The following is a 19815-nucleotide window of genomic DNA, read 5'->3' as shown; positions in this document are numbered from 1 at the left end:
TCGAGGCTAGCCAGGTGGACGGCTGAGTGATACCTGCCGAGCGGCCAATGTCTGGTGGCCGACAGACGGGGTTCCGACAGTTTGCCCGAGACGGCATACTCGTCAAAGTGGTTTGCCCACGGTGTTCCCGAGCCGTCACCGACGATGACCGATTCTGCGGCGGTTGCGGCAGCGCACTTACCGACTCCTGCCGGCAGTGCGGCCGACCGTTGCGCCCGGGCACCGCGTTCTGCACCGGCTGCGGCCAGCCCCGCGACGAGCAACCGCCCAGCCGACCGAGCACCGAGGACCGCCGGCGGGTGAGCGTCCTCTTCGTTGATCAGGTCGAGTCCACCAGGTACGCCGAGCAGGCCGATCCGGAGCTGGTCCGGCAGTTGCAGAGCCGCTTCTACCAGGTCGCTCGTACCGTGGTCCACGAGCACGGTGGCGTGGTGGAGAAGTACATCGGCGACGCCGTGATGGCGTTGTTCGGTGCCCCGATCACCACCGAAGCTGACCCGCTGCGCTGCGTGCGCGCCGGCCTGGAGCTGCAACGGCTGCTGCTCGACCTCGCCGCCGAGCACGGTGAAGAGTTGCGTTACCGGGTGGGCATCGCCACCGGGGAGGCGCTGGTGGACATCGCCGCCGCCCGCGACGGTGGGCAGGCGATCGTCGCCGGCGACGTCGTCAGCACCGCCGCCCGGATCGAGGCGATCGCGCCGCCGGGGGGCGTGCTGGTGTGCGGGAACACCCAGGCCCAGACCGCGACCACCATCCGGTACGAGCCACACGCCGCCACTCAGCTTCGGGGACGGTCGGCGCAGACCGAACTCTTCCTGGCGGTGGCACCGGTCCAACGCCGGCCAGACGGTGGTGAGCCGGACGCCACGCCGTTGGTGGAGCGGGAGCACGAACTCGGCCTGCTCGCTGGCGCACTGCAACGGACCGTGACCGGCCAGACCGCCCAACTGGTCACCATCTTCGGGCAGGCCGGGATCGGCAAGAGCCGGCTGGTGCGGGAACTACGCCGGCGGGCCGACCGGATCGCCGGTACCGCGGTGACCTGGCACGTCGGCAACTGCCCACCGTTCGGCCAGAACGTGACGTACGCCGGCCTCACTGACATCGTCAAGGCCCAGGCCGGCATCCTGGACAGCGACTCGCCGCAGACCGCCCGGCAGCGGTTGGACCGCGCGGTACGGCAGGTGGCGCAGGGTGCGGAGGCGGACCGGCTGATCGAGGCGTTGCGACCGCTGGTCGGCCTGCCCGGTGCCGGACTTCCGGCCGAAGAGGCCGAGTCGGCGTGGCGGCGGTTCCTCATCCGGCTGGCCCGCCACCGCCCCACCGTGCTCGCCTTCGAGGACCTGCACTGGGCCGACGAGTCCATGCGCCGGTTCATCGAACTGCTCGCAGCCGCCGCTCGAGAGGTGCCGCTGCTGGTGTTGACTACGGCGCGGCCCGAGTTGGTGGAGCGGGACGCCAGCTGGGCCGGCACGATCACCGGATCGTTGACCATCACCCTGCCACCGCTACGCAGCGACGGCATGGCCGCGCTCTGCCGGCACATGCTCGGCAAAGCGTTCTTCACCGCCGAAGCGTTACGCCCGCTGGTCGAACTCGCCGACGGCAATCCGCTCTACGCCCAGGAGTACGTGCGGATGCTGGTAGAGCGCGGTGCGGTCGCCGCCACCCTACTGCCTGGGCAGACCGACACCGGTCTGAACAACGAGCAGCTTCCGATGCCCGAGAGCGTGCACGGCGTGATCGCCAACCGGGTCGATCTACTCGATCCGGCCGACCGGGCGGTGCTCCAGGCGGCTGCGGTGGTGGGCATGCAGTTCTGGCCGGGCGCGGTCGCCGCGGCCCTCGGCCGGGCCGCCGGCTCGGTCGAACGGTCGCTGCGCCGGCTGGAGCAGCGCGAATTCATCATCGAGCAGCTAGAGTCCACGATGGCCGGTGAGGGCGAGTTTCGGTTCCAGCACGTCCTGGTTCGCGATGTCTGCTACCAACGCCTCCCCCGTACCGAGCGGATCGCCCGGCACGAGCGCACCGCGGACTGGCTCGAAACCGTGTGGCAGCGCCACGACACCGACCTGGCCGAGGTGCTCGCCCATCACCGGTGGGCCGGTCACGAGATCGCCCGATCGCTCCGGATGCCCGTCGGCCGCTACGCCCTAGCCGCCCGGCAGGCGCTCTACCGCGCCGCGAAGCACGCCTACGCCCTGCACGCGCTCGACGCGGCCGCCCGGCACATCGCCCGGGCGCTCTCGCTCACCACGGACGACCCGGCCGGCTCCGCCGCGGATGCCGACGGCTTGGCGGCCGAGACCGAGCGGCTCCGGTTCGAGCTCTTCGCCGCGGAGATCGATTTTTACCGCGACCGGCACAGCTTCCTCGCTGGCGACGGCGCCAACCAGTTGCGCATCCTCGCCGAGCGGCTGAACGACCTCGCCGAGCAGGGGGCCCCGGGCGAGCCAGCGGCCGAAGCGGCCAGGGCCTACACCCTGCTCGCCCAGGAGGCCCGAATGCGCGCCGACCGCCACACCGGCTTCGAATTCCTGCACCGGGCGATCCAGCTCTCCGAACCGTTGCCGGACGACGCCACCAAGGTCGACCTCTACATCGAACTGGGCCGGCTTTATATGCTCAGCTACGAGATCGAGCCCGCGATCACCGCCGCCGAGAGCGCCGCGGTGATCGCCGACCGGCTCGGACTCGCCGAGGCCGCCGCGAGCGCCCGGATCACGATCGCTACCGCCCGTTACGAGGCGGGAGACGGCGGCGCCCTGCAGGTACTCCGGGAGATCACCGAGCAGTGCCGGCGCGACCAGATGGTGACCCTCCGCCGAGCCCTGCGCAACCTGTCCCACCTGGTCCGGGAGGAGGGCGACTGGCGCGCCTCCCAGGCGCTGTTCGCCGAGTCGCTCCAGCTCGACGGGCCAGGCGGCTACAACGCCCTGACCGACCACTCCGGGGAACAGATGCGGGCCTACTTCACCGGCGACCTGGATCGGATTCGGCAGATCACCGAGGTCGCCGCCGCCGGCCACTGGGAGGATGTGGACGATGTCGGGGTCTGCCTGGCGGCGCTGCGGCTCGACGCCACCGCCGCCGACACCGTCGCGGCCACGCTGCAGCTGGCTCGGGAGACCGGCTATCAACGGTCGGTCTGGGGGGCGCTCTCGGCCGCCGCACTGTACCGGGCGATGCTCGGTCAGCTGGCGGAGGCGGCGGAGCTGTTGGACGAACTCATCGAGGGCTGGGGCGCGGTCCCGGTGATGGCCAGCGGGCAATGGGTCAACAAGGCGGCGGTGGCGGCCGCCCTGACCGGGCGAAGACCGGCCGCGGCGTTCGCCACCCGGCTCCGCGCCCTGCGGCGTACCCGATGGTGCGAAGCGGCGCTCCACACCGCGGAGGGGGCGCTGGCCCCCGATGACCTGGCCGCTGGTGAGGCGCACCTGGCCGCCGCCGAGGTGCTGGCGGAGATCCCGTCGGTCCCGGACCGGATGTTGGCCCTGGCGCTGGCCGCGGCGGCGTTGCGCCGAGCCGACGACGAGGCGCGACTCGCGCTCCTGCGCACCGAACTCCTCGACTTCGCGCAGCCGAAAGGCACGCCGGGCTTGCTGCGGGTAGCCGGAATCACCCCCGGCTAGCGTCGGAGCTGCCAGCGCCGGGCGCAGCTGAGCTAGCGCCCCTGCGGCGCCAAGTGTCCGGACGACGGGTCTTCAGTCACCGACTCGTCCGCCTGCTCACCACGACGCTGGGCCCGCTCCTGGGCCGCCTTGATCTTCTGGGCGTAGACATCGACGTACTCGCGACCGGAGAGCTCCATGAGCTGGTACATGATCTCGTCGGTGACCGCGCGTTCCACGAACCGGTCCCCGGACATCCCGGCGTACCGGCTGAAGTCCATCGGTGGACCGAATCGGATCTTCACCCGACGGATCTTCGGCAACAGCTTGCCCGGCGGCTGCAGCTCATCGGCGTTGAGCATCACTACCGGAATCACTGGCGCACCGCTGTCGAGGGCCAACCGGGCGACCCCGGTCTTGCCCCGGTAGAGCCGGCCATCGGGCGATCGGGTCCCCTCGGGGTAGATCCCCGCCAAATGCCCCTGACGGAGCACCCGCAGCTGGGTGTCGAGGGCGGCCTGGGCGGCCCTGCCACCGGCCCGGTCCACCGGAATGGTGCCCGTACTCAGGAAGAACGTCTTCACCAACCAGCCCTTGATGCCTCGGCCGGTGAAGTATTCGGCCTTGGCGACGAAGGTCACCTGCCGCTTGACCACCAGCGGCATCCAGATCGAGTCGAGAAACGCCAGATGGTTGCTCGCGATGATCGCCGGCCCGTCGGCGGGCACGAAGTTACGGCCCTCCACGGCCGGGCGGAACAACACCCACAGCCATGGTCCGACCAGCACATATTTGAGCAACCAGTAGAGCACCCCGGTTCCTTCCCACGAGAGCGGGTAGTCAGAGCCTACGAAGCCATCGGGCAGCGGGCAACGCAGGCCCCGCGCTACGGTGCCGATGGTGGTGGCATCGTGTCACGATTGCCGGATAGGCGAGCGCCGGGGCACCCGACGTGGGCACCGGCGGGAGGGAGCGCGGCGTGGCAGCAGCCGAGCGGCGACGCGGTCGCCGCGACAACGGACTGGACGCGGCCGACTGGCGGGCAATTCACGACCTGGACCCACGCATGGCCGAGGATGTGCTGGACCTGCTCGCCACCGAGGGGATCGCGGCGTATGTCCAACCCGCCGTCGACGTGGATCCGGTCACCCGGAGCGCGGTCCTGCCGAGTCGCCCCTCCGATCGGCTCTTCGTCGACCGGAAGCGGGTGGAGGCGGCCCGGGACTGCGTCCGTCCGCTGCTGGGCGACCGCCCGGGCGGCGGAGCCGATGCGGCGCCGTCCGGCGCCGACCCGGCCGACCCCGGTGGCGACCCGGACCCCCCGGCGGAACGGCCGACCAGCGCCGCCGACCGTCCGGAGCTCCCCGGGGCAGACCAACCGGTCACCCCCGCCGGGGCCGGCGAGCCGGCTGCTGACCGGGAGCGGTCCGGGCACGACATCGACGCCACCTTCGCCGGCATCATCGCCGACTTTGACCGCCAGGTCGACCCGACCTCGGCGAGCTGGCCGGCCGCGGAGGACATCGCCGACCGGCAGTCGCCGCAGCCATGGGGCGAACCCCCGGACCCCGAGGTGGACGAGCCGAGCGGCAACACCGTCGTGATCGAGCCCACCTCGATCGAGCCGCCGTCCGAGCCCCGCCGCCGCGGGCCGGTGGACGGGCGCGATGTGACCGAGCCCTCGTTGCTCGACTCGCTCGACACCTTCGGCGCAGACCTGGCCGACCAGGAGCCGCCGGAGCGGTTCGTGCCACCGACCCCGCCACCGCTGCCCCGTTTCTCCCGGCAGACGGTGCTCGGCTGGGTGGCGATCGCGGTCGGCCTGCTGCTCCTGCTGGGCCGGCCGGCGGTGGTGCCGCTAGACCGCAGCAGCGCGATGCTGCTCGGCTTCGCCAGCATCCTCGGCGGTGCGGTGGCGTTGATCCTGCGGCTACGGCCCGGCACCGACCCGGGCGATCAGCAGCCGAACGACGGCGCCAAGGTGTGAGCCGCCGGCCAGCGGCTCACTCTTTGATCGTGGGCAGCTGATCCAACCAGTCCAGGATCGCGTCGACCGGTTCCCGCCAGCGGGCGTCGAGCATCATCAAATGGCCCATCCCGGGAAAGAGCAGCGGCGCGCCCCCGTACCCGCGCGCGGCCCGGTCCAACGCCCCGGCCGGCACCACGGCGTCATCCGGACTGCCGGCGACCAGCACCGGCGGCTCCCCCACCGGTGGCTCCGGCGCCCGGTGCAGCAGCAGCTGCCACTGCGCCAGCGGCGCCGCCCGGCCCGCCCGGCGGGCGTACTCCTGGGCCAGACCGGCGGGCACCTCGCGGCTGACCAGTTGCCGGCGCCGAAGCCGCAGCGGACCACCCACCAGCGCCGGCGCGGTGCCCAGCGGATTGCGCAGCAGCGCGCGCCCCAACGTGTCCAGACCGCCCAGCACCGGCGCGACCAGCACCGCCGCCCGGGCCGGATACCTCGCCAGTGCCCGCGCCACCACCAGAGCGCCGGCGCCGTGGCCGACCAGCACCGCCCGTTTGGGCAGGCTCGCGGCGACCTGGACCACATCATGGGTGTACGCGCGCAGGGTGGCCCGGGGTGACCTGCCGCTCTCACCGTGGCCCCGCAAGCTCATCGCGTGCGCCCGGAACCCCCGCACCGCCGCATGGTCCAACCAGTGCTCCGCGAAGACCCAGGCGCCGTAGCCGAACCCGGGCACGAACAGCAGCGGCGGCCGGGGTGAATCCAGCTCCGGAGTCGCGGTGAGCACCTCCCGGCTCACCGGCCGCACCGGCAACGCCGACTCCCGCCATCGGGTGATCTTCATGACCGTGCCAGCTCCTTCAGGGTCCCTTCCAGGGTGCGCAGGTAACGTCCGCGGCTGACCTGGAACCAGTGCCGGGCCGAACTTCGCGGCCGGGCATCCGACAACCGCCGGTCCACCTGGCCGATCAGCTGCGACCACACCGCACCGGCCCGCCCCGGCTCCCGCTGCCGCAGCCGCAGCCAGCGCGCCACCGCGACCGTCTGCCAGTGCACCAGTCCGAACAGGCCAGACTCTGGCTGCAGCAGCCCGGCGACGGCGAGGGTGGGGTGGCGACCGAACAGGTTCAGGGGCAGGTGCGGCCGGCCGCTCTCGTCGACGCCGAGCAGCTCGGCGTCGAGGAAGTCGAACCGCGGCGCGTAGCCGGTGGCGAGCACCACCAGGTCCGGCTCGATCTGCTCGCCGTTGGTCAACACCACCGACTCGGCCTGGAATCGCGCGACCTCCGGCACCGGCGTGATCAGGCCATGGCCGAGGTAGTAGACGAGCAGGCTGTTGACGATGGGGTGGGTCTCCCCGACCCGGTGGTCGGGCCGCGGCAGGCCGAACCGGCGCAGGTCACCGACGCTGAACCGAAGCGCCCGATGGATCACCCACTGCCGCATCCGCACCGGCAACCGCGCCGCCCGCAGCAGCTCGTGCAGCTGGTCCAGCGGGCGGCCCAGGAGGTACTTCGGGAGGTAGTGGTATCCGCGGCGGCTCGAATGCCAGCAGCTCTTCGCCCGCTGCGCGGCCTCCACCGCCACGTCGCAGCCGGTGTTACCGGCGCCGACCACCAGCACCCGACGGCCCCGGAGGGTCGCCGGATCGTTGAAGGCCGAGGCGTGGATCAGCTCGCCCCCGAACTCGGCCATCCCCTCGTACTCGGGCATGGCCGGGGACCAATGATGGCCGTTGGCGACCACCACCGCCGCGTAACGGTGGGTGCGCTCGGTGCCACCGCCGGTGGTGCGGGTGGTCACGTCCCACCGGCCGGCGGGATCTCCCGGCACCGGCTGCGCCCGTACCACTTCGGTGCCGAACCAGATGTGCGGACGCAGCTCGAAGTGGTCAGCGTACCGGTCCAGATAGGAGAGCACCTGCCGGTGGTGCGGATAGTCGGGCCACCAGTCCGGCATCGGAAAGTCCGGGATCTGGGTGGTCGATTTGCTGGAGATCAGGTGCAGGTTGGCGTAGACCGGGCTTCGGTCGTGCCGCCAGTTCCACAGCCCGCCGACTCCGGTGTCGCGCTCGTAGCAGTCGACCCCGAACCCGTGCTCAAGCAGGTTTTTGGTCGCCAGTAGACCACTGGCGCCGGCCCCGATGACGCAGACGTTGCCGCCGCGGTCGTAGTAGTGCCCGTTGCTCACCGCAGGCATCTTTCCCGGCCCGCTCGCGCCTGTCCAGCGCGGGGTCTGCCGGAGCCTAGAACTGCAGGTCGGCCACGACCGGCAGGTGGTCGCTCGCCTGGCGTACCGCGGGGGTGTCGACCACGGCGTAGGAGTCCACCGTGAGCCGCTCGTCGACCAGGACCGCGTCGATGCGTCGGCTCGGCCGCCCGGCGGGGAAGGTCGGCGCCGCCGGCTGTGCCCCGGCCGGGTCCCGCAGCCGACCGGTCAGCAGCGCCTGCCAACTCGGCCCGCCGGGCTCCTCATTGATGTCCACGCCGAGTAGCACCGGGTCCGATCGCTCGGCGATCGCCTCCGCCAGTAACCGGGCATGCCCGGGCCGTTCGGCCGGGTCGGTGCCGAGGTGGCTGGCGACCGCGTTGAACGGGGCGCCCGCCACCAGCCCTCGGACGAACGCGGCGCCCCGCAGATGCCGCCCCGGGGTGTGGGGAAACCGCATCGCTCCGCTGTCTTTTACGGTCACCCGCAGATCTACCAGGATCAGATTGCCCAACGCCGGTTGGCCGCCGGCGGCCACCACCAACCCCAACGAGTGGGCGAGCGCCGCGCACTTGTGCCGCCACCGCAGCCGGCGCGGCGCCTCCTGCAGCAGCAGAACATCCGGGGCCAGGTCCTTGATGGCGTGGTGCAGCGCGGCCAGGTCGTCACGCAGCCCGTGCACGTTGTACGAGATGACGCGCAGGTGGTGGCCGTGGCGGGGCGCCATCAGATCAGCTCCCGCGCCAGATCGGCGGCGCCCACCACCCCGGCGACGTTGCCCAGCTGCGCCGGGCGGATCGAAGCGGCCGGTAGCTCACCCCGCTGTGACAATGCCCGCTGGTACGCGTCGCGGGCCGGCGCGAGCAGCAGCTCGCCGGCCTCCGCGACCCCGCCGCCCACCACCAGCAGCCGCGGATCGAGCAACTGCACCAGGTCGGCGAGGCAGCTGCCGAGCCACCAGCCGATCTGCTCAAACGCCTCCCGGGCGAGCTTGTCTCCGGCCCGGGCCGCGGTGGTGACCAGCGGGCCGGTGATCTGTTCCGGGCTCCCGCCCGCGAGCTCCAGCAGACCTTCGGCCGCCGCCGGCTGCTCCACCGCCGCCTGCTGGGCCAACCGCACCAGCGCCTGCCCACTCGCGTACTGCTCAAGGCAGCCCCGGCGACCGCAGCCGCAGGGCAGGCCGTCAGGGACCGCCAGCTGGTGGCCGGGCTCCCCGGCGAAACCGTGGGCGCCGCGCAGCAGCCGGCCGCCGAGGATGAGCCCGCCGCCGATCCCGGTACCCACGGTGATCAGCGCCATCGACTCCCCAGCCGCCTGCCCGGCGCCGAATCGGAACTCCGCCCAGGCGGCCGCGTTGGCGTCGTTCTCCACCGCCACCGGCAGCCCGACCGCGGCAGCCACGTGGTCGCGCAGCGGCTCGTCCCGCCAGGCGAGGTGGGGCGCGAACCGGACTCGGTCCCGGGTCGCGTCGATCCATCCGGCGGCCCCGACTCCGACCGCGGTGACCTGGTGGGCGGCGCCGAGCTCCCGGATCATGTCCACGATCACGCCGCGGGTCCGGGTCGCGTCGTACGCCGGGGTGTCGGCACGGGTCAGCGTGAGCACCTGACCGTCCGGGGCCACCACCCCCCCGGCGATCTTGGTGCCGCCGATGTCGATACCGATGGTCAACTGGCCTGTGGTGCTCACTCGCTCCCCGTTCGTCCACCGGCGGCTTGGCCCTCGGCCACCTTCGTCGCCGCCGCCCACGGATCTTCCCCGGGCTGCGGCGAGTCCACCGACTCGCCCGCTGGCCCCGGCCGCGCAGCGTCACCGGCCTCGGCGGTCGGCCCGGCCACGGTGCGTAGGACCCGGGCGGCGCCCTCGGCGATCGTGCCCACCCCGCTCGCGAGCCGCTCGGCGAGCAATGGATTCGGCTCCCGCGCCGCCGTGATCACCTTGCAGACCGGGCACTGGCAGCAGACCGCGCTCTCGTTGGCGACGCTGTGCTGCCGATGGCGGGACCGGCCGAACAGGGCGTCGCCCAGTGCGTCGAAACCGGCCGCCGCGGCTCCGCCGCGCTCCCGGGTAGGTGCCCCGATCCGGTCGGCGGCCATGGAGAGCGCCGCCAGCCCGGCCGCGACCAACCGCTCGGCCTCCTCTCGCGCGGAGGCCGGATCCGGGACCGTCGTGCCCGATCGCTCGCCCGTCAGCTGCCAGGTGGTCGGGTCGTCCTCCGAACGCTGCTCCTCGTGCATCACGCCTCTCCCTCCGCGGCGCCGGCGGCGCGTGCCTCCACCCGCCGCTTCAGCTCCTTCAGCGCCGTATCCATGATGACCTTCTCTGCCTTCCGGCGGAACATGCCGATCATCGCGATCGACAGCTCCACCTCCAGGGTGTAGGTCACGGTGCAGCTGCCGTCACCATTGTCCGCGATGTCATACGAACCGGTCTGCACCTTCTGCACCGTCGACGGGGCCGCCAACCGCCACTCGATCCGGCTCAGGTCCTCGGCGTACTCGTAGACGAGGGTGTATTCGTCCCGTAACGGCCCGGCATCCAGCACGAACCGCACCTGGCTGGCGTAGCCGTCTTCATACTCCTCGATCACCTCCGCTTCCCGCAGCGCGCCGGTCCACTCCGGGTACCGCGCGAAGTCACAGATCGAGTCGACCACCAATTCCGGATCGGCGTTGATCACGATCGAACGGGTCGAAGAGTCCGCCATGGTTGGCAGGCTACCCGAGCGCACTTTGCCCGCTCGCCGTATCCTGCCTGGAGATCACCATGTACACAACCATCCCGGTCACCACCCGCCGCGCCCCGTACCAGCTGCTCGCCGTACGGGTGGTGCTGCTCGCGATCGTCACCGGCGTGACCCTGCTGGTCACCCAGGAGCTTCGGACGCTGTGGTGGGCGGTGCTACTCGCGGCCGCGGCCACCTTCGCGGTGCTCACCAGCCGGCACCGCTGGCTCGGCCCGACTGGGCGGCTCGCCGAGGTGCTCGTGGTCGGACTAGCCACCAGCGCCGTTGCCGCCGCCGCCGACCAGGCCGGCACCGTCACCATGGGTTTCGGGGCGTACGCCGTGTTGCCGTACCTGGCGGTGCCGCTGGTCGTCGCGGGGCTGCAGCGACGCGATGTGGAGGCGCTGCTGCTGCTCCTGGTAACCGCGGTGGTGCTGACCACTGCGGGCGCCGTGACCAGCGTCGACGGCGAGCCGCAGCTAGCGCAGTACGGCTACATCGGCGCGTGCGGGCAGTGGTTGCTGCTGGCGGCGCTGGGCACCGTCGCCACCGGGGCGCTGCAGCGGGTGATCCAGGCCGAGCACACCCCACCCCAGCCGTACGCGGAGGCGACCCGGCTGCTGACCCAGCTGCGCAGCGTCGCCCGTCAGCTCCCCGGCGCCACTCTGGACCCCGGCGGGATCGCCGAACACCTGCTCGATGAGGTCCGGGTCGAGGTTCCGGTAGATCGGGCAGCGGTGCTCACCGCCAGCGGCGGCGGCCGGCTGGTGGTGTTGGCGCAGGGCGGCGCCGACCGGGTGGACTGGGAGACCACCCTCGACGCCGACTCGGCGATCGCCGACGCCTGGGCGAGCCAGCAACCGCAGACCGAGTCCCGGTCGCAGACCCGCTCCCATCCGGGCGAGGAGGTCTCCGCGCTGGTCCTGCCGCTCGTCTCCGGGGTCCGCACGATCGGGCTGGTGGCGCTGGAGACCGACGCCCCCCATGCCTACCCCTCCGCGCTGGTCGAGCGGGTCGCGACGGTGGTGGCCCCGGCCGCGCTGCGACTGGAGGCGGCGCTGCTCTTCGATGAGGTGCGGTCGCTCGCCACCAACGAAGAACGGCAACGGCTCGCCCGCGAGATCCACGACGGGGTGGCCCAGGAGCTGGTGATGGTCGGCTACGGCCTGGACAACGCGCTGGCGGCGCTGCCCGACGGCGGCGACGAGGCGGGTGAAGAGTTGCGCACCCTGCGGGCGGAGGTCACCCGGGTCGTCACCGAACTGCGGATGAGCCTGTTCGAGCTCCGCAGTGAGGTCGACCGGCACGGTGGGCTGGCGGCGGCGATCGCGGACTATGCCCGAACGGTCGGCTCCTCCGCCGGTTTGCGGGTTCATATGTCCCTGGACGAGTCGAGCGCCCGATTGCCGGCGGCGACCGAGGCAGAGTTGCTCCGAATCGCCCAAGAAGCCATTACTAATGCCCGTAAACATGCTGGTGCCGCTAACTTGTGGGTAGCTTGTACAGTTGATCCACCGATGGCCCAGGTTGTGGTGTCGGATGATGGACAAGGCATCACAGATCAGCAACCAGATGGGCGGTACGGTCTTGCGATCATGGCCGAGAGGGCGGAACGTATCCGGGGCAGGCTGGAGATCAAGCCGCGGCATCCGAGCGGCACCACGGTGGCGGTGGTGCTCGGTGGCCGGGAGCCCGCGCGATGATTCGGCCCGCTCGCTAGCCTAGGGCTACCAGCAGATGGGAAGGCACTGGATGTCCACCAGCAACACGACCACCGCACGCACCACCCGGGTGCTGTTGATCGACGATCACGACCTGGTCCGGAAGGGACTACGGCACGCGTTCGACCGCGACCGGCAGTTCGAGGTGGTCGGAGAAGCCGGCACCGCGGCCGAGGCAGTCCGCCTCTCCGGCGCGCTCAACCCCGACGTGGTCATCACCGATCTCCGACTCCCCGACGGCAGCGGGCTCGACGTCACCCGGGCGCTGCGGAAAAACAGCACCACCATCGGGATCGTAGTGCTGACCATGTACGCCGGCGACGATCAGCTCTTCGGTGCGCTCGAGGCCGGCGCCAGTGCCTTCGTCCCCAAGACCGCCCCCGCCGACGAGGTGGTTGCCGCCGCCCGCCACGCCGCCTCCGCGCCGCAGGCGTTCACCGCCGCCGACCTCGCCGAGGCGATGAAGCGTCGGCTCGCGCCGTCCGGCCCGCAGCTGTCGCCACGCGAGAGCCAGGTGCTGAAGCTGCTCGCCGACGGCATGAGCGTCGCCGGCATCGCCAAACAGCTCTTCGTCAGCGAGTCGACGGCGAAGACGCACATCTCGAAGCTCTACGAGAAGCTCGGTGCGGCCAACCGGGCGCAGGCACTGATGACCGCGCTGAGACTCGGCCTGCTCGAAGCCCCCGACGCGCCCAAGTTCTGAGGTCGGGCGGCATGGGAGCCCACTCGGCGAAGATGTCCGGCGCCGACTCCTGGCGTGCCGACCGGGTCGGGGCCGCGCGACGCGGCGACAACCCGACCGTGATCGCGAAGCTACGGAGTGGTTTCGTCGCCATGGGAGATACCCAGTTCCTCCCTGGCTACTGCGTGCTGATCGCCGACGCCGACGAGGTGGACCACCTCACCGACCTGCCGCGCCCGCAGCGGCAGCAGTTCCTGACCGACCTGGGGCTGCTCGGTGAGGCGCTGATGGCCGCCTGCCCCGCCTGCGACCCGGCCTTCTCGCGGCTCAATTACGAGATCCTCGGGAACCAGTGGCGGCACCTACACGGTCACGTCTTCCCCCGCTACACCTGGGAACCCGTCGAGGTGCGGGACGGCCCGGTGTGGTGGTACCCGCAGCAGCGCTGGTCGGACCCGGCAGACGCGCTCGGGGGTGACCACGACCGGCTGGTCGAGGCGATCACCCGCGAACTGAGTCGGGTGCTCGCCGAGGCGTACCACTAACGCCGAGCCGCACCCCGCGGAGCCGCTACCCCGACGAGCCGGTAGCGACCCGGCGCGCCGCCAGGTAGACCTCACAGCCGAGGCAGAGCCCGAAGGCGGCGTTGAGGAACGCCGCTGCCAGGGCAGCAGCCGTGAACCCAAGCCCGAGCGCGGCCCACCCCGACAGGTAGCCCACCGCCGCCACCAGGATGAACGCCAGCCCGACCAGCTGCGCGAAGCGGACCGGCGCGGCCGGCTCGGCGGCGGCAGGCGGACCGAGCCAGCGCCGCACTAGCGCCCGGTAGAGCAGCGCGTAGGGCCCGTGGCTCGGCGAAGCCGCGGTGACCGCGAAGACCGCCGCCTGCGCGAGCGCCAGGTACCCCCAACCGGTTACCAGCACCACGACCAGCACCAGCGAGGTGATCGCCGCCGTGAACCGTACTCCGCGTGGGTCGAGCAAGCCGCCGGTCACGGCCGTACCTGCTCGGGTAGCAGCGGCGCCACCGCCTCGACCAGCTGGGACCGGGTGGGGGCGCCGGTGATCCGGCTGACCAACCGGCCGGTGTGGTCGACCACGAAGAGCGTCGGAGTACGCCACACCCCCAACGCCCGCACCGCCGACAACTGGCTCTCGGCGTCGACCTCGACATGCGCGACGTCGTCGTGCCGGTCGGCGAACTGGCCGCAGATCACCCGGGTGGCCCGGCAAGGCGCGCAGAACGCCGAGGAGAACTGCAACAGGGTCACCCTGTCGCCGGTGACCCCGAGGGACGCCAACAGCTCCGCGGTGGCCGGGTCGGCGGGCGCCTGCTGGTCGACTGCCGGCCGGGGCCGGCCCTGCCGAGACCGCCACCACAGGCCGAAGCCGGTGGCGACCGCCAGCACCCCGAGCGCTACCAGAAACGTGAGCCAGGAACTCGTCTGCACCGCCCTACCGTGCCACACCGCCCGTTCGGCCAGCACACCCTCACCCCGCGGACCGGCGAGCACTCCACCCATCGCCGTTGCGACCAGCGGGTAACGTGCACAACAAGCCGACGCCGCCCCCGGAGACCCCGTCACGCGTCGCAGGTCGGTGGATTCCCGTCGAATCGAGGCTGCTGGGACGCCATGGCACAGCACACTCCTCGGGTAGACATCCGCCTGCTGGGACCGCTGGAAGTGGCGGTCGACGGGCAGCTGCGGCAGATCAACGGGGCGGTCCGCCGCTCGGTGTTGGTGCTGCTGGCGCTTCACCCGGGCGCGGTTCTCGACACGCAACGGCTGGTCGACCTGGTCTGGGCAGCAGCGGCGCCAGCGACCGCGGTCAACACCCTGCGCGTCCATATCTCCCAGCTCCGGCGAGCGCTCGGCGCCGCCGAGCTGATCGAGCACGTCGGCACCGGTTACCGGCTGGCGCTGGCACCGGAATGCATTGACGTCTACCGATTCGAAGGGCAGGCCCGGACTGGTCGGGAACGACTAACCAACGGCGATACGGCGGGGGCGGTGCGCAGCCTCCGGGCGGCGCTCGAGCAGTGGCGGGGTTCGGCGCTGGCCGATGTGGCGTGCGAGCCGGCCACCCACGAGGCCCAGCGGTGGCAGCAGCTGCGAGACGAGGCCCGGATCGACCTCGCCGACGCCGAACTCACCCGCGCTGGCGCCGAGGCCGACCTCGCCGAACTGATGGCGCTCGCCGCCGAGCGGCCGTTCGACGAACGGGTATGGGCGTTGCTGATCAAGGCCGAGTACTGGCTCGGGCGGCAGGCCGACGCGCTCGCGACCTACCAGCGCGCCAGCACCGTGCTCGCCGACGAACTGGGGCTGGTGCCGGGGCCGGCCCTTCGGGCGCTGCAGAAGCAGATCCTCACCCAGGACCCCGCCCTCGATCCACCGCCGGCCGGCGAGGTGGAGCTGCCCGCGTTCCCTACCACCTTCGTGGGCCGCGGCGAGCACGTGAAGGTCGTGGCGGAGCTGCTGGTCGAGCATCGGCTGGTCACCCTTACCGGGTTGGGGGGCATCGGCAAGACCCGGCTCGCGGTCGCGGCGGCGACCACCGCCACCACCGCCGGCACCGTCGCGCACGGTGCCGTCTTCGCCTCATTCGAACGCATCAGCGATCCGGCGCTGCTCCCGGCACCACTCGCGGAAGCCCTCGGTGCCCGCAGACCGACCCTCGCCGAGGTGATCACCGCGATCGGGAACCGGGAAATCCTGATCATCCTGGACAACTGCGAACAGCTGGTGGAGCCGGTCGCCGACCTGGTCGCGGCGGTGATGCGAGCCTGCCCGGCGGTGAAGCTGCTCGCCACCAGCCGGATTCCGCTGTCGGTGACCGGTGAGTGCGCCTGGGCGGTGCCGCCGCTGGAGACGCCGCCGCCCGACCCCGACAGCAACACCCTCACCGAACTGCTCGCGGTCGAGGCGGTCGCCCTGTTCGTCGAACGGGCCCGCCAGGCCTGCCCGTCGCTGGCCCTGACCCCCGCTGACCAGGGCGACCTGGCCGAGGTGGTACGACTACTCGCGGGCTTCCCGTTGGGCATCGAACTGGCCGCCGCGCAATGCAGCGTACTCGCGATCGGGGACGTGGCCGAACGGCTACGAACCGCGGCGCAGGCCCCGACCACGCCGGAACGCGACCGGCCACAGCGCCACCACTCGATGGACGCCGCGCTCGCCGGCAGCCTGCAACTGCTCCCGCCCGCCGCGAGGACGCTGCTGGTCCGCATGACCGTGTTCCACCAGCCGGCCGGGTTGGCCGCAGTGGAGCAGGTCTGCGGTGGGCTGGAGACCGCCGACGTGCTCGACCTGCTTGGCACATTGGTACGTGCCGCAGTAGTCAACGCCGACCTGACCGGGCAGCGAGCCAGCTACTGGCTGCTGTCGCCGGTACGCCAGGCCGCGGCCGCCGCCGTTGGGCGACTCGGCGACGAGCCGGCCGATGTGGCCGCCACCGCGGCTCGCCACGCCGGCTACTTCGCCGACCTGGTCCGGGATGCCGCGCAGTCAGTCGGTGGCCCGGAGGAACCAGCGGCGCTCGCCCGGGTGGACGGCGCGCTGGCCGATGTCCGCGCGGCGCTGGAGTACTCGGTGGCGCATGAGCCGCTCCGCGCGATGCAGATGGTGGGCGGGTTGGGCGGGTACTGGCTTCGCCGTCGACTGCACGCCGAGGGGCGCCGGTGGGCCCACCGGGCGCTCACCGCCGGCCAGGCGGTCCCGGACCAAGCCGCCCGCGCGGCGGTGCTGCACGTCGCCGGCTCGCTGGCCTTCGACGACGGCGACCGGCCCGCCGCCGAGGAGTCCCTCACCGCCGCACTGGCGATCTGGCGGCAGCTGGACGACGGTCGCGCGACCGGGCGAACCCTGAACAACCTAGCCGGCGTCGCCTCCGACTCCGGCGACCACGACCGCGCCTACCGGCTGTGGCAGCAGGTCCTGGAGATCTTCACCGAGGTCCGCGACGAGCTCGGAGTGGCGAGCACTCGCACCAACCTCGGCATCGCCGCCGAGAAGCTGGGCCTGCCCGATGAGGCCGCCGCACACCTGGCGGCGGCGTTGACCGCGACCCGCGCGCTCGGCAACCGGGGCCTGGAGGCGCGGGTGCTGGAACGGCTAGCGATCGTGGCCGCGACCCAGGGGGACCACCAACGCGCGAAAGCGCTGAGCCGGGCCATGCATGAGGTATGCCGCGAAGCTGGCACCCCTGAGCAACGCTGGCGCAGCCACTGGACCCTGGCGATGCGCCACCGCGCCGTCGGTGAGACCGCCGACGCCCGACGCCATCTGGCGGCTGCGGCGCGAGGGGTGATCGACGGCGCCATGTTCGACGCCTGGTGGGTCGTCGGGCTGCTGCAGACCGCCGCCGCGCTGGTCGCCACCGACCAGCCGGCCCGGGCGGCGCGCCTGCTGGGCCTAGCCGACGCCCACCGCAGACGCCACCGGCACGACACCGGGCAGGCCACCATCGACGACCTGGCGACGGTGTCCCAGGCGGTGCGCGACGCGCTCGGCGACGCCGCCTGGGCGGAGGAGCTCACCGTGGGCGAAGTGGCGGCGGTGGCGGCCGTGCTCGTCGAACTCGCTCGCGAGTTCGACCGCTGAGCCGGGTCCCCTCCAGAACCCGGCAACGTCACGGCCCCACCGCCGCCTACCGGCCCGTACCCCCCGTACGGGTCGGTGGATCAGAGTTCGGAGTCGGGTACGCCCGGGCCTTCGTGGAGCGTGACCGTGATGGCCTCGTCGTAGTCATCGCCCCGGTGGCTCAGGTCCCAGCTGAAGGTGTATTCACCGGCGTAGTCGCCCTCCAGCAGAAAGCCGGTCGCGGCCTGCGCGGTCTCGCCGTTGACCGCACACCGGATCGAGACCCCCTCATCGACATACCCGCTGCCGTCGGCCGCTACCAGCGAGAAGTTCTGGCCAGTCCCGCGCCGATGGCACACTTGGGCGCCGGATTCGTTCTCCCAGGTGTAGCTGAGGTCGAGCAGCACCGAGCCGTCCTCCACATGGGAGTTGCCGTAGTTCCAGCGGATATTGGCGGTCTCGATGGTCATCGTCACCCCGGCAACCTCCAGAGTGCTACCTGCCAGATCCGGCTGCGGCACCGGGAAACGGTCGATCAGCTCCGCGTCCGCGCCCACGGGCACCTCGGCCGCGCTGCGTCCGGACTGGCCCAGGATGAGCCGGGCCGAGGCTTCGTCGAACACCTCCATGTCCGGCGGCCGGAGCGGGACTACGATCTCCCCGGAGGCGGAGGAGCCACCCGGCACCTGCCGGAAATCACCCCGGCCACCGACCTCGACGACGTTCTCGCTGCCCGGCTCGTCCCACCGCAGGCTCACCCCGGGCGACGCCATCGCCGGATCGTTGCCGGGGTTGCGGACATCCACGTCGAAGACCAGCTCCACCCCCTGCAGGCGGGCGTCGCTGCCCTCGTCCAGATCGACGACGGCCACCTCGCCGAACGTGTACTCCAACCCGTTGTAGTGCGCGTGCGCGTCGATCACCCGGCCATCGATCTCGACCGTCGCTCCGTCGCCCACCGCCGCCGATTGCTGCTCCTGGGCATCCTCCAGCTGATCGAGCCCTTCGCTGGCCCGGTCCACCAGATCCCTACCCTCACCGCACCCTACGAGCAGCAGGGTCGCCGCCGTACCCAACGCTGCCGCCGCACCCCGAATCGTTCGCACTAGTCACTCCTTGTCCCCGCAAACCCCGGTTACTTTCGGCACGAGGCTAGGACTCGGCGATGAAGCGACGATGAAATCAGCTCGGGTCGCCAGCGGCTACGGCCGACTCACCGCGGCCCGGCCGCCCGGCGCCACACCGCCGCCCGCCCGGCGCCGTCCGGGATGACCAGCCCTTGCGCCCGAAGCTGCTGCAGCACCAGCCGGATGGTCGGATCACTGATGCCTGGCAGCGCGGCTCGAACATCGGCCAGCCGAAACACCTGGGGCGCCTGCTGCTCGACATAATGTCGTACTCGTTCCTGTTTGGTCTCCGAGTTCTGTTCTGCAGCCGCCCGGCTGTTGAATCGCTGGTACGCGGTCGACAGGATCTCGACGAAGTAGGTCAGCCATGGCCAGGGATCAGCCGTGTCCTCGTGCCAATCGTGGGTGGCGCCTAGCAGCGCCTCATAGTAGGCATCGGCGGAGTCGGCGATGAGCTGTTCCAGGCTCACGTAGCGGACGACCGTATACCCCTCGTCCGCGAGTAGAGCGTTGGTCACGGTCCGGGTTACCCGCCCATTGCCATCCTCGAAGGGATGAATGATCGACAGATCGAGTGCGAACAGCCCGATCAGCAGCACCGGGTGGTGTCGCCGGGCGGCGACCGCCTCCCGGTACCGGGACACCAACTCGTCGAGGTAGTAATCGGTTTGGTTGGCGGGCACGGGCCGGAAACGGACGGTGGTCGTCCCGTCAGAGGCTCGATCGACGACCAGATTGTCATCGGTCTTGAGGCGGCCACCCGCCGCAGCGGTATGCCCGAAGAGCAGCCGATGCAGGTGCAGTAGCAGACCGACGTTGAGCGGGCGCCAATCCTGTTGGAAGAGGTAGTCGAGGGCGTCGCGGTAGCCCGCTAGCTCTTGCTCGCTGCGAGTCCGGAGCGTCTGTGATCTTCCGTCGATGATCGCCTCAGCCCGGCCGGCTTCGGGCACGATCACCCCCTCGATGGCGGAGGATGCCGTGATGCTCGCGACCCGCGCGCGATCTGCGAGGCTGTGCAGCAGCCCGGGTAGCTGATCCCGGTAGAGCGCCTCCGAGCCGCGACCGATGTCAACGGCTTGTAGCTGAACCACCACCTCGGCGGGGACCTGGCCGATAATCCGGTCAAGTGAGGAGAAACTTCGCAAAAGAACCTACTAACAAACCCGTAAACTACATAATCGGCGCTGGCTTT

17 protein-coding genes are annotated in these 19815 nt (G+C 71.5%); 6 read left to right on the top strand and 11 right to left on the bottom strand.

Translation table 11 applies throughout. From position 1 onward, the window contains the following. The first annotated feature begins 107 nt into the window (after positions 1-107). Positions 108-3632, top strand: coding sequence for an adenylate/guanylate cyclase domain-containing protein (locus JQS43_RS08025; RefSeq protein WP_239678430.1), 3525 nt, complete (start codon positions 108-110; stop codon positions 3630-3632). Between the two features lie 32 nt (positions 3633-3664). On the opposite strand, the gene JQS43_RS08020 is transcribed toward JQS43_RS08025, so the two are convergent. After that, positions 3665-4423 (bottom strand): lysophospholipid acyltransferase family protein, encoded by a 759-nt coding sequence (locus JQS43_RS08020; RefSeq protein ID WP_239678429.1) that lies wholly within the window; start codon positions 4421-4423, stop codon positions 3665-3667. A gap of 167 nt (positions 4424-4590) precedes the next feature. Here JQS43_RS08020 and JQS43_RS08015 point away from each other — a divergent pair, with 167 nt between their 5' ends. After that, positions 4591-5598, top strand: a complete 1008-nt coding sequence (locus JQS43_RS08015) for a chromosomal replication initiator protein DnaA (RefSeq protein WP_239678428.1) — start codon at positions 4591-4593, stop codon at positions 5596-5598. A gap of 16 nt (positions 5599-5614) precedes the next feature. On the opposite strand, the gene JQS43_RS08010 is transcribed toward JQS43_RS08015, so the two are convergent. From JQS43_RS08010 to JQS43_RS07985, 6 genes are read right to left on the bottom strand one after another with little or no spacing between them, the layout of a single operon-like run. Further along, positions 5615-6421: an alpha/beta hydrolase gene (locus JQS43_RS08010; protein WP_239678427.1), complete on the bottom strand. Its 807-nt coding sequence runs from the start codon at positions 6419-6421 to the stop codon at positions 5615-5617. Further along, on the bottom strand, positions 6418-7776 hold the full coding sequence (locus JQS43_RS08005; protein ID WP_420847663.1) for a flavin-containing monooxygenase: 1359 nt from the start codon (positions 7774-7776) through the stop codon (positions 6418-6420). The genes JQS43_RS08010 and JQS43_RS08005 overlap by 4 nt, the downstream gene beginning before the upstream one ends. Before the next feature lie 46 nt (positions 7777-7822). Beyond that, a complete protein-coding gene (locus tag JQS43_RS08000; RefSeq protein ID WP_420847685.1) occupies positions 7823-8515 on the bottom strand; it encodes an endonuclease/exonuclease/phosphatase family protein in 693 nt (230 codons plus the stop codon). Beyond that, positions 8512-9474: an ROK family glucokinase gene (locus tag JQS43_RS07995; RefSeq protein WP_239678424.1), complete on the bottom strand. Its 963-nt coding sequence runs from the start codon at positions 9472-9474 to the stop codon at positions 8512-8514. The genes JQS43_RS08000 and JQS43_RS07995 overlap by 4 nt, the downstream gene beginning before the upstream one ends. After that, the gene (locus JQS43_RS07990; protein WP_239678423.1) at positions 9471-10022 is read right to left on the bottom strand and encodes a hypothetical protein; all 552 of its coding nucleotides are present in this window, start codon (positions 10020-10022) and stop codon (positions 9471-9473) included. The genes JQS43_RS07995 and JQS43_RS07990 overlap by 4 nt, the downstream gene beginning before the upstream one ends. Continuing rightward, the gene (locus JQS43_RS07985; RefSeq protein WP_239678422.1) at positions 10022-10492 is read right to left on the bottom strand and encodes an SRPBCC family protein; all 471 of its coding nucleotides are present in this window, start codon (positions 10490-10492) and stop codon (positions 10022-10024) included. Before JQS43_RS07985 ends, JQS43_RS07990 begins: the two co-directional genes overlap by 1 nt. Before the next feature lie 71 nt (positions 10493-10563). On the opposite strand from JQS43_RS07985, the gene JQS43_RS07980 reads away from it, so the two are divergent. From JQS43_RS07980 to JQS43_RS07970, 3 genes are read left to right on the top strand one after another with little or no spacing between them, the layout of a single operon-like run. After that, on the top strand, positions 10564-12213 hold the full coding sequence (locus JQS43_RS07980) for a GAF domain-containing sensor histidine kinase (RefSeq protein WP_420847684.1): 1650 nt from the start codon (positions 10564-10566) through the stop codon (positions 12211-12213). A 49-nt stretch (positions 12214-12262) separates the two neighbouring features. After that, entirely contained in the window at positions 12263-12934 is a 672-nt protein-coding gene (locus JQS43_RS07975; protein WP_239678420.1) for a response regulator transcription factor, read from the top strand. An 11-nt stretch (positions 12935-12945) separates the two neighbouring features. Further along, the gene (locus JQS43_RS07970; protein ID WP_239678419.1) at positions 12946-13458 is read left to right on the top strand and encodes an HIT family protein; all 513 of its coding nucleotides are present in this window, start codon (positions 12946-12948) and stop codon (positions 13456-13458) included. A 25-nt stretch (positions 13459-13483) separates the two neighbouring features. Here JQS43_RS07970 and JQS43_RS07965 read toward each other — a convergent pair whose 3' ends face one another. Next, positions 13484-13909, bottom strand: a complete 426-nt coding sequence (locus JQS43_RS07965) for a DUF4395 domain-containing protein (RefSeq protein ID WP_239678418.1) — start codon at positions 13907-13909, stop codon at positions 13484-13486. After that, positions 13906-14436, bottom strand: a complete 531-nt coding sequence (locus JQS43_RS07960) for a TlpA family protein disulfide reductase (protein WP_239678417.1) — start codon at positions 14434-14436, stop codon at positions 13906-13908. The genes JQS43_RS07965 and JQS43_RS07960 overlap by 4 nt, the downstream gene beginning before the upstream one ends. A gap of 111 nt (positions 14437-14547) precedes the next feature. On the opposite strand from JQS43_RS07960, the gene JQS43_RS07955 reads away from it, so the two are divergent. Next, a complete protein-coding gene (locus JQS43_RS07955; protein WP_239678416.1) occupies positions 14548-17517 on the top strand; it encodes an AfsR/SARP family transcriptional regulator in 2970 nt (989 codons plus the stop codon). A gap of 80 nt (positions 17518-17597) precedes the next feature. Here JQS43_RS07955 and JQS43_RS07950 read toward each other — a convergent pair whose 3' ends face one another. Both JQS43_RS07950 and JQS43_RS07945 read right to left on the bottom strand, forming a co-directional pair. Then, entirely contained in the window at positions 17598-18602 is a 1005-nt protein-coding gene (locus JQS43_RS07950) for a hypothetical protein (RefSeq protein WP_239678415.1), read from the bottom strand. A gap of 107 nt (positions 18603-18709) precedes the next feature. After that, complete coding sequence (locus tag JQS43_RS07945; protein ID WP_239678414.1) at positions 18710-19714, bottom strand: Fic family protein; 1005 nt, start codon at positions 19712-19714, stop codon at positions 18710-18712. Between the last annotated feature and the right edge of the window lie 101 nt (positions 19715-19815).

Origin of the sequence: Natronosporangium hydrolyticum, from assembly GCF_016925615.1 — a bacterium.
In the GTDB taxonomy this organism is placed as follows: domain Bacteria; phylum Actinomycetota; class Actinomycetes; order Mycobacteriales; family Micromonosporaceae; genus Natronosporangium; species Natronosporangium hydrolyticum.
Note: the sequence above shows the minus strand (reverse complement) of the source record. Positions and strands in the feature narration are given on the sequence as shown.

Excerpts from the sequence above, each read along its gene's own strand:
- JQS43_RS07960 (WP_239678417.1), bottom strand. The coding sequence starts at position 14,436 with ATGGGTGGAGTGCTCGCCGGTCCGCGGGGTGAGGGTGTGCTGGCCGAA.
- JQS43_RS07955 (WP_239678416.1), top strand. The coding sequence starts at position 14,548 with ATGGCACAGCACACTCCTCGGGTAGACATCCGCCTGCTGGGACCGCTG.
- JQS43_RS07990 (WP_239678423.1), bottom strand. The coding sequence starts at position 10,022 with ATGCACGAGGAGCAGCGTTCGGAGGACGACCCGACCACCTGGCAGCTG.
- JQS43_RS08005 (WP_420847663.1), bottom strand. The coding sequence starts at position 7,776 with ATGCCTGCGGTGAGCAACGGGCACTACTACGACCGCGGCGGCAACGTC.
- JQS43_RS07970 (WP_239678419.1), top strand. The coding sequence starts at position 12,946 with ATGGGAGCCCACTCGGCGAAGATGTCCGGCGCCGACTCCTGGCGTGCC.
- JQS43_RS07975 (WP_239678420.1), top strand. The coding sequence starts at position 12,263 with ATGTCCACCAGCAACACGACCACCGCACGCACCACCCGGGTGCTGTTG.
- JQS43_RS07985 (WP_239678422.1), bottom strand. The coding sequence starts at position 10,492 with ATGGCGGACTCTTCGACCCGTTCGATCGTGATCAACGCCGATCCGGAA.
- JQS43_RS08010 (WP_239678427.1), bottom strand. The coding sequence starts at position 6,421 with ATGAAGATCACCCGATGGCGGGAGTCGGCGTTGCCGGTGCGGCCGGTG.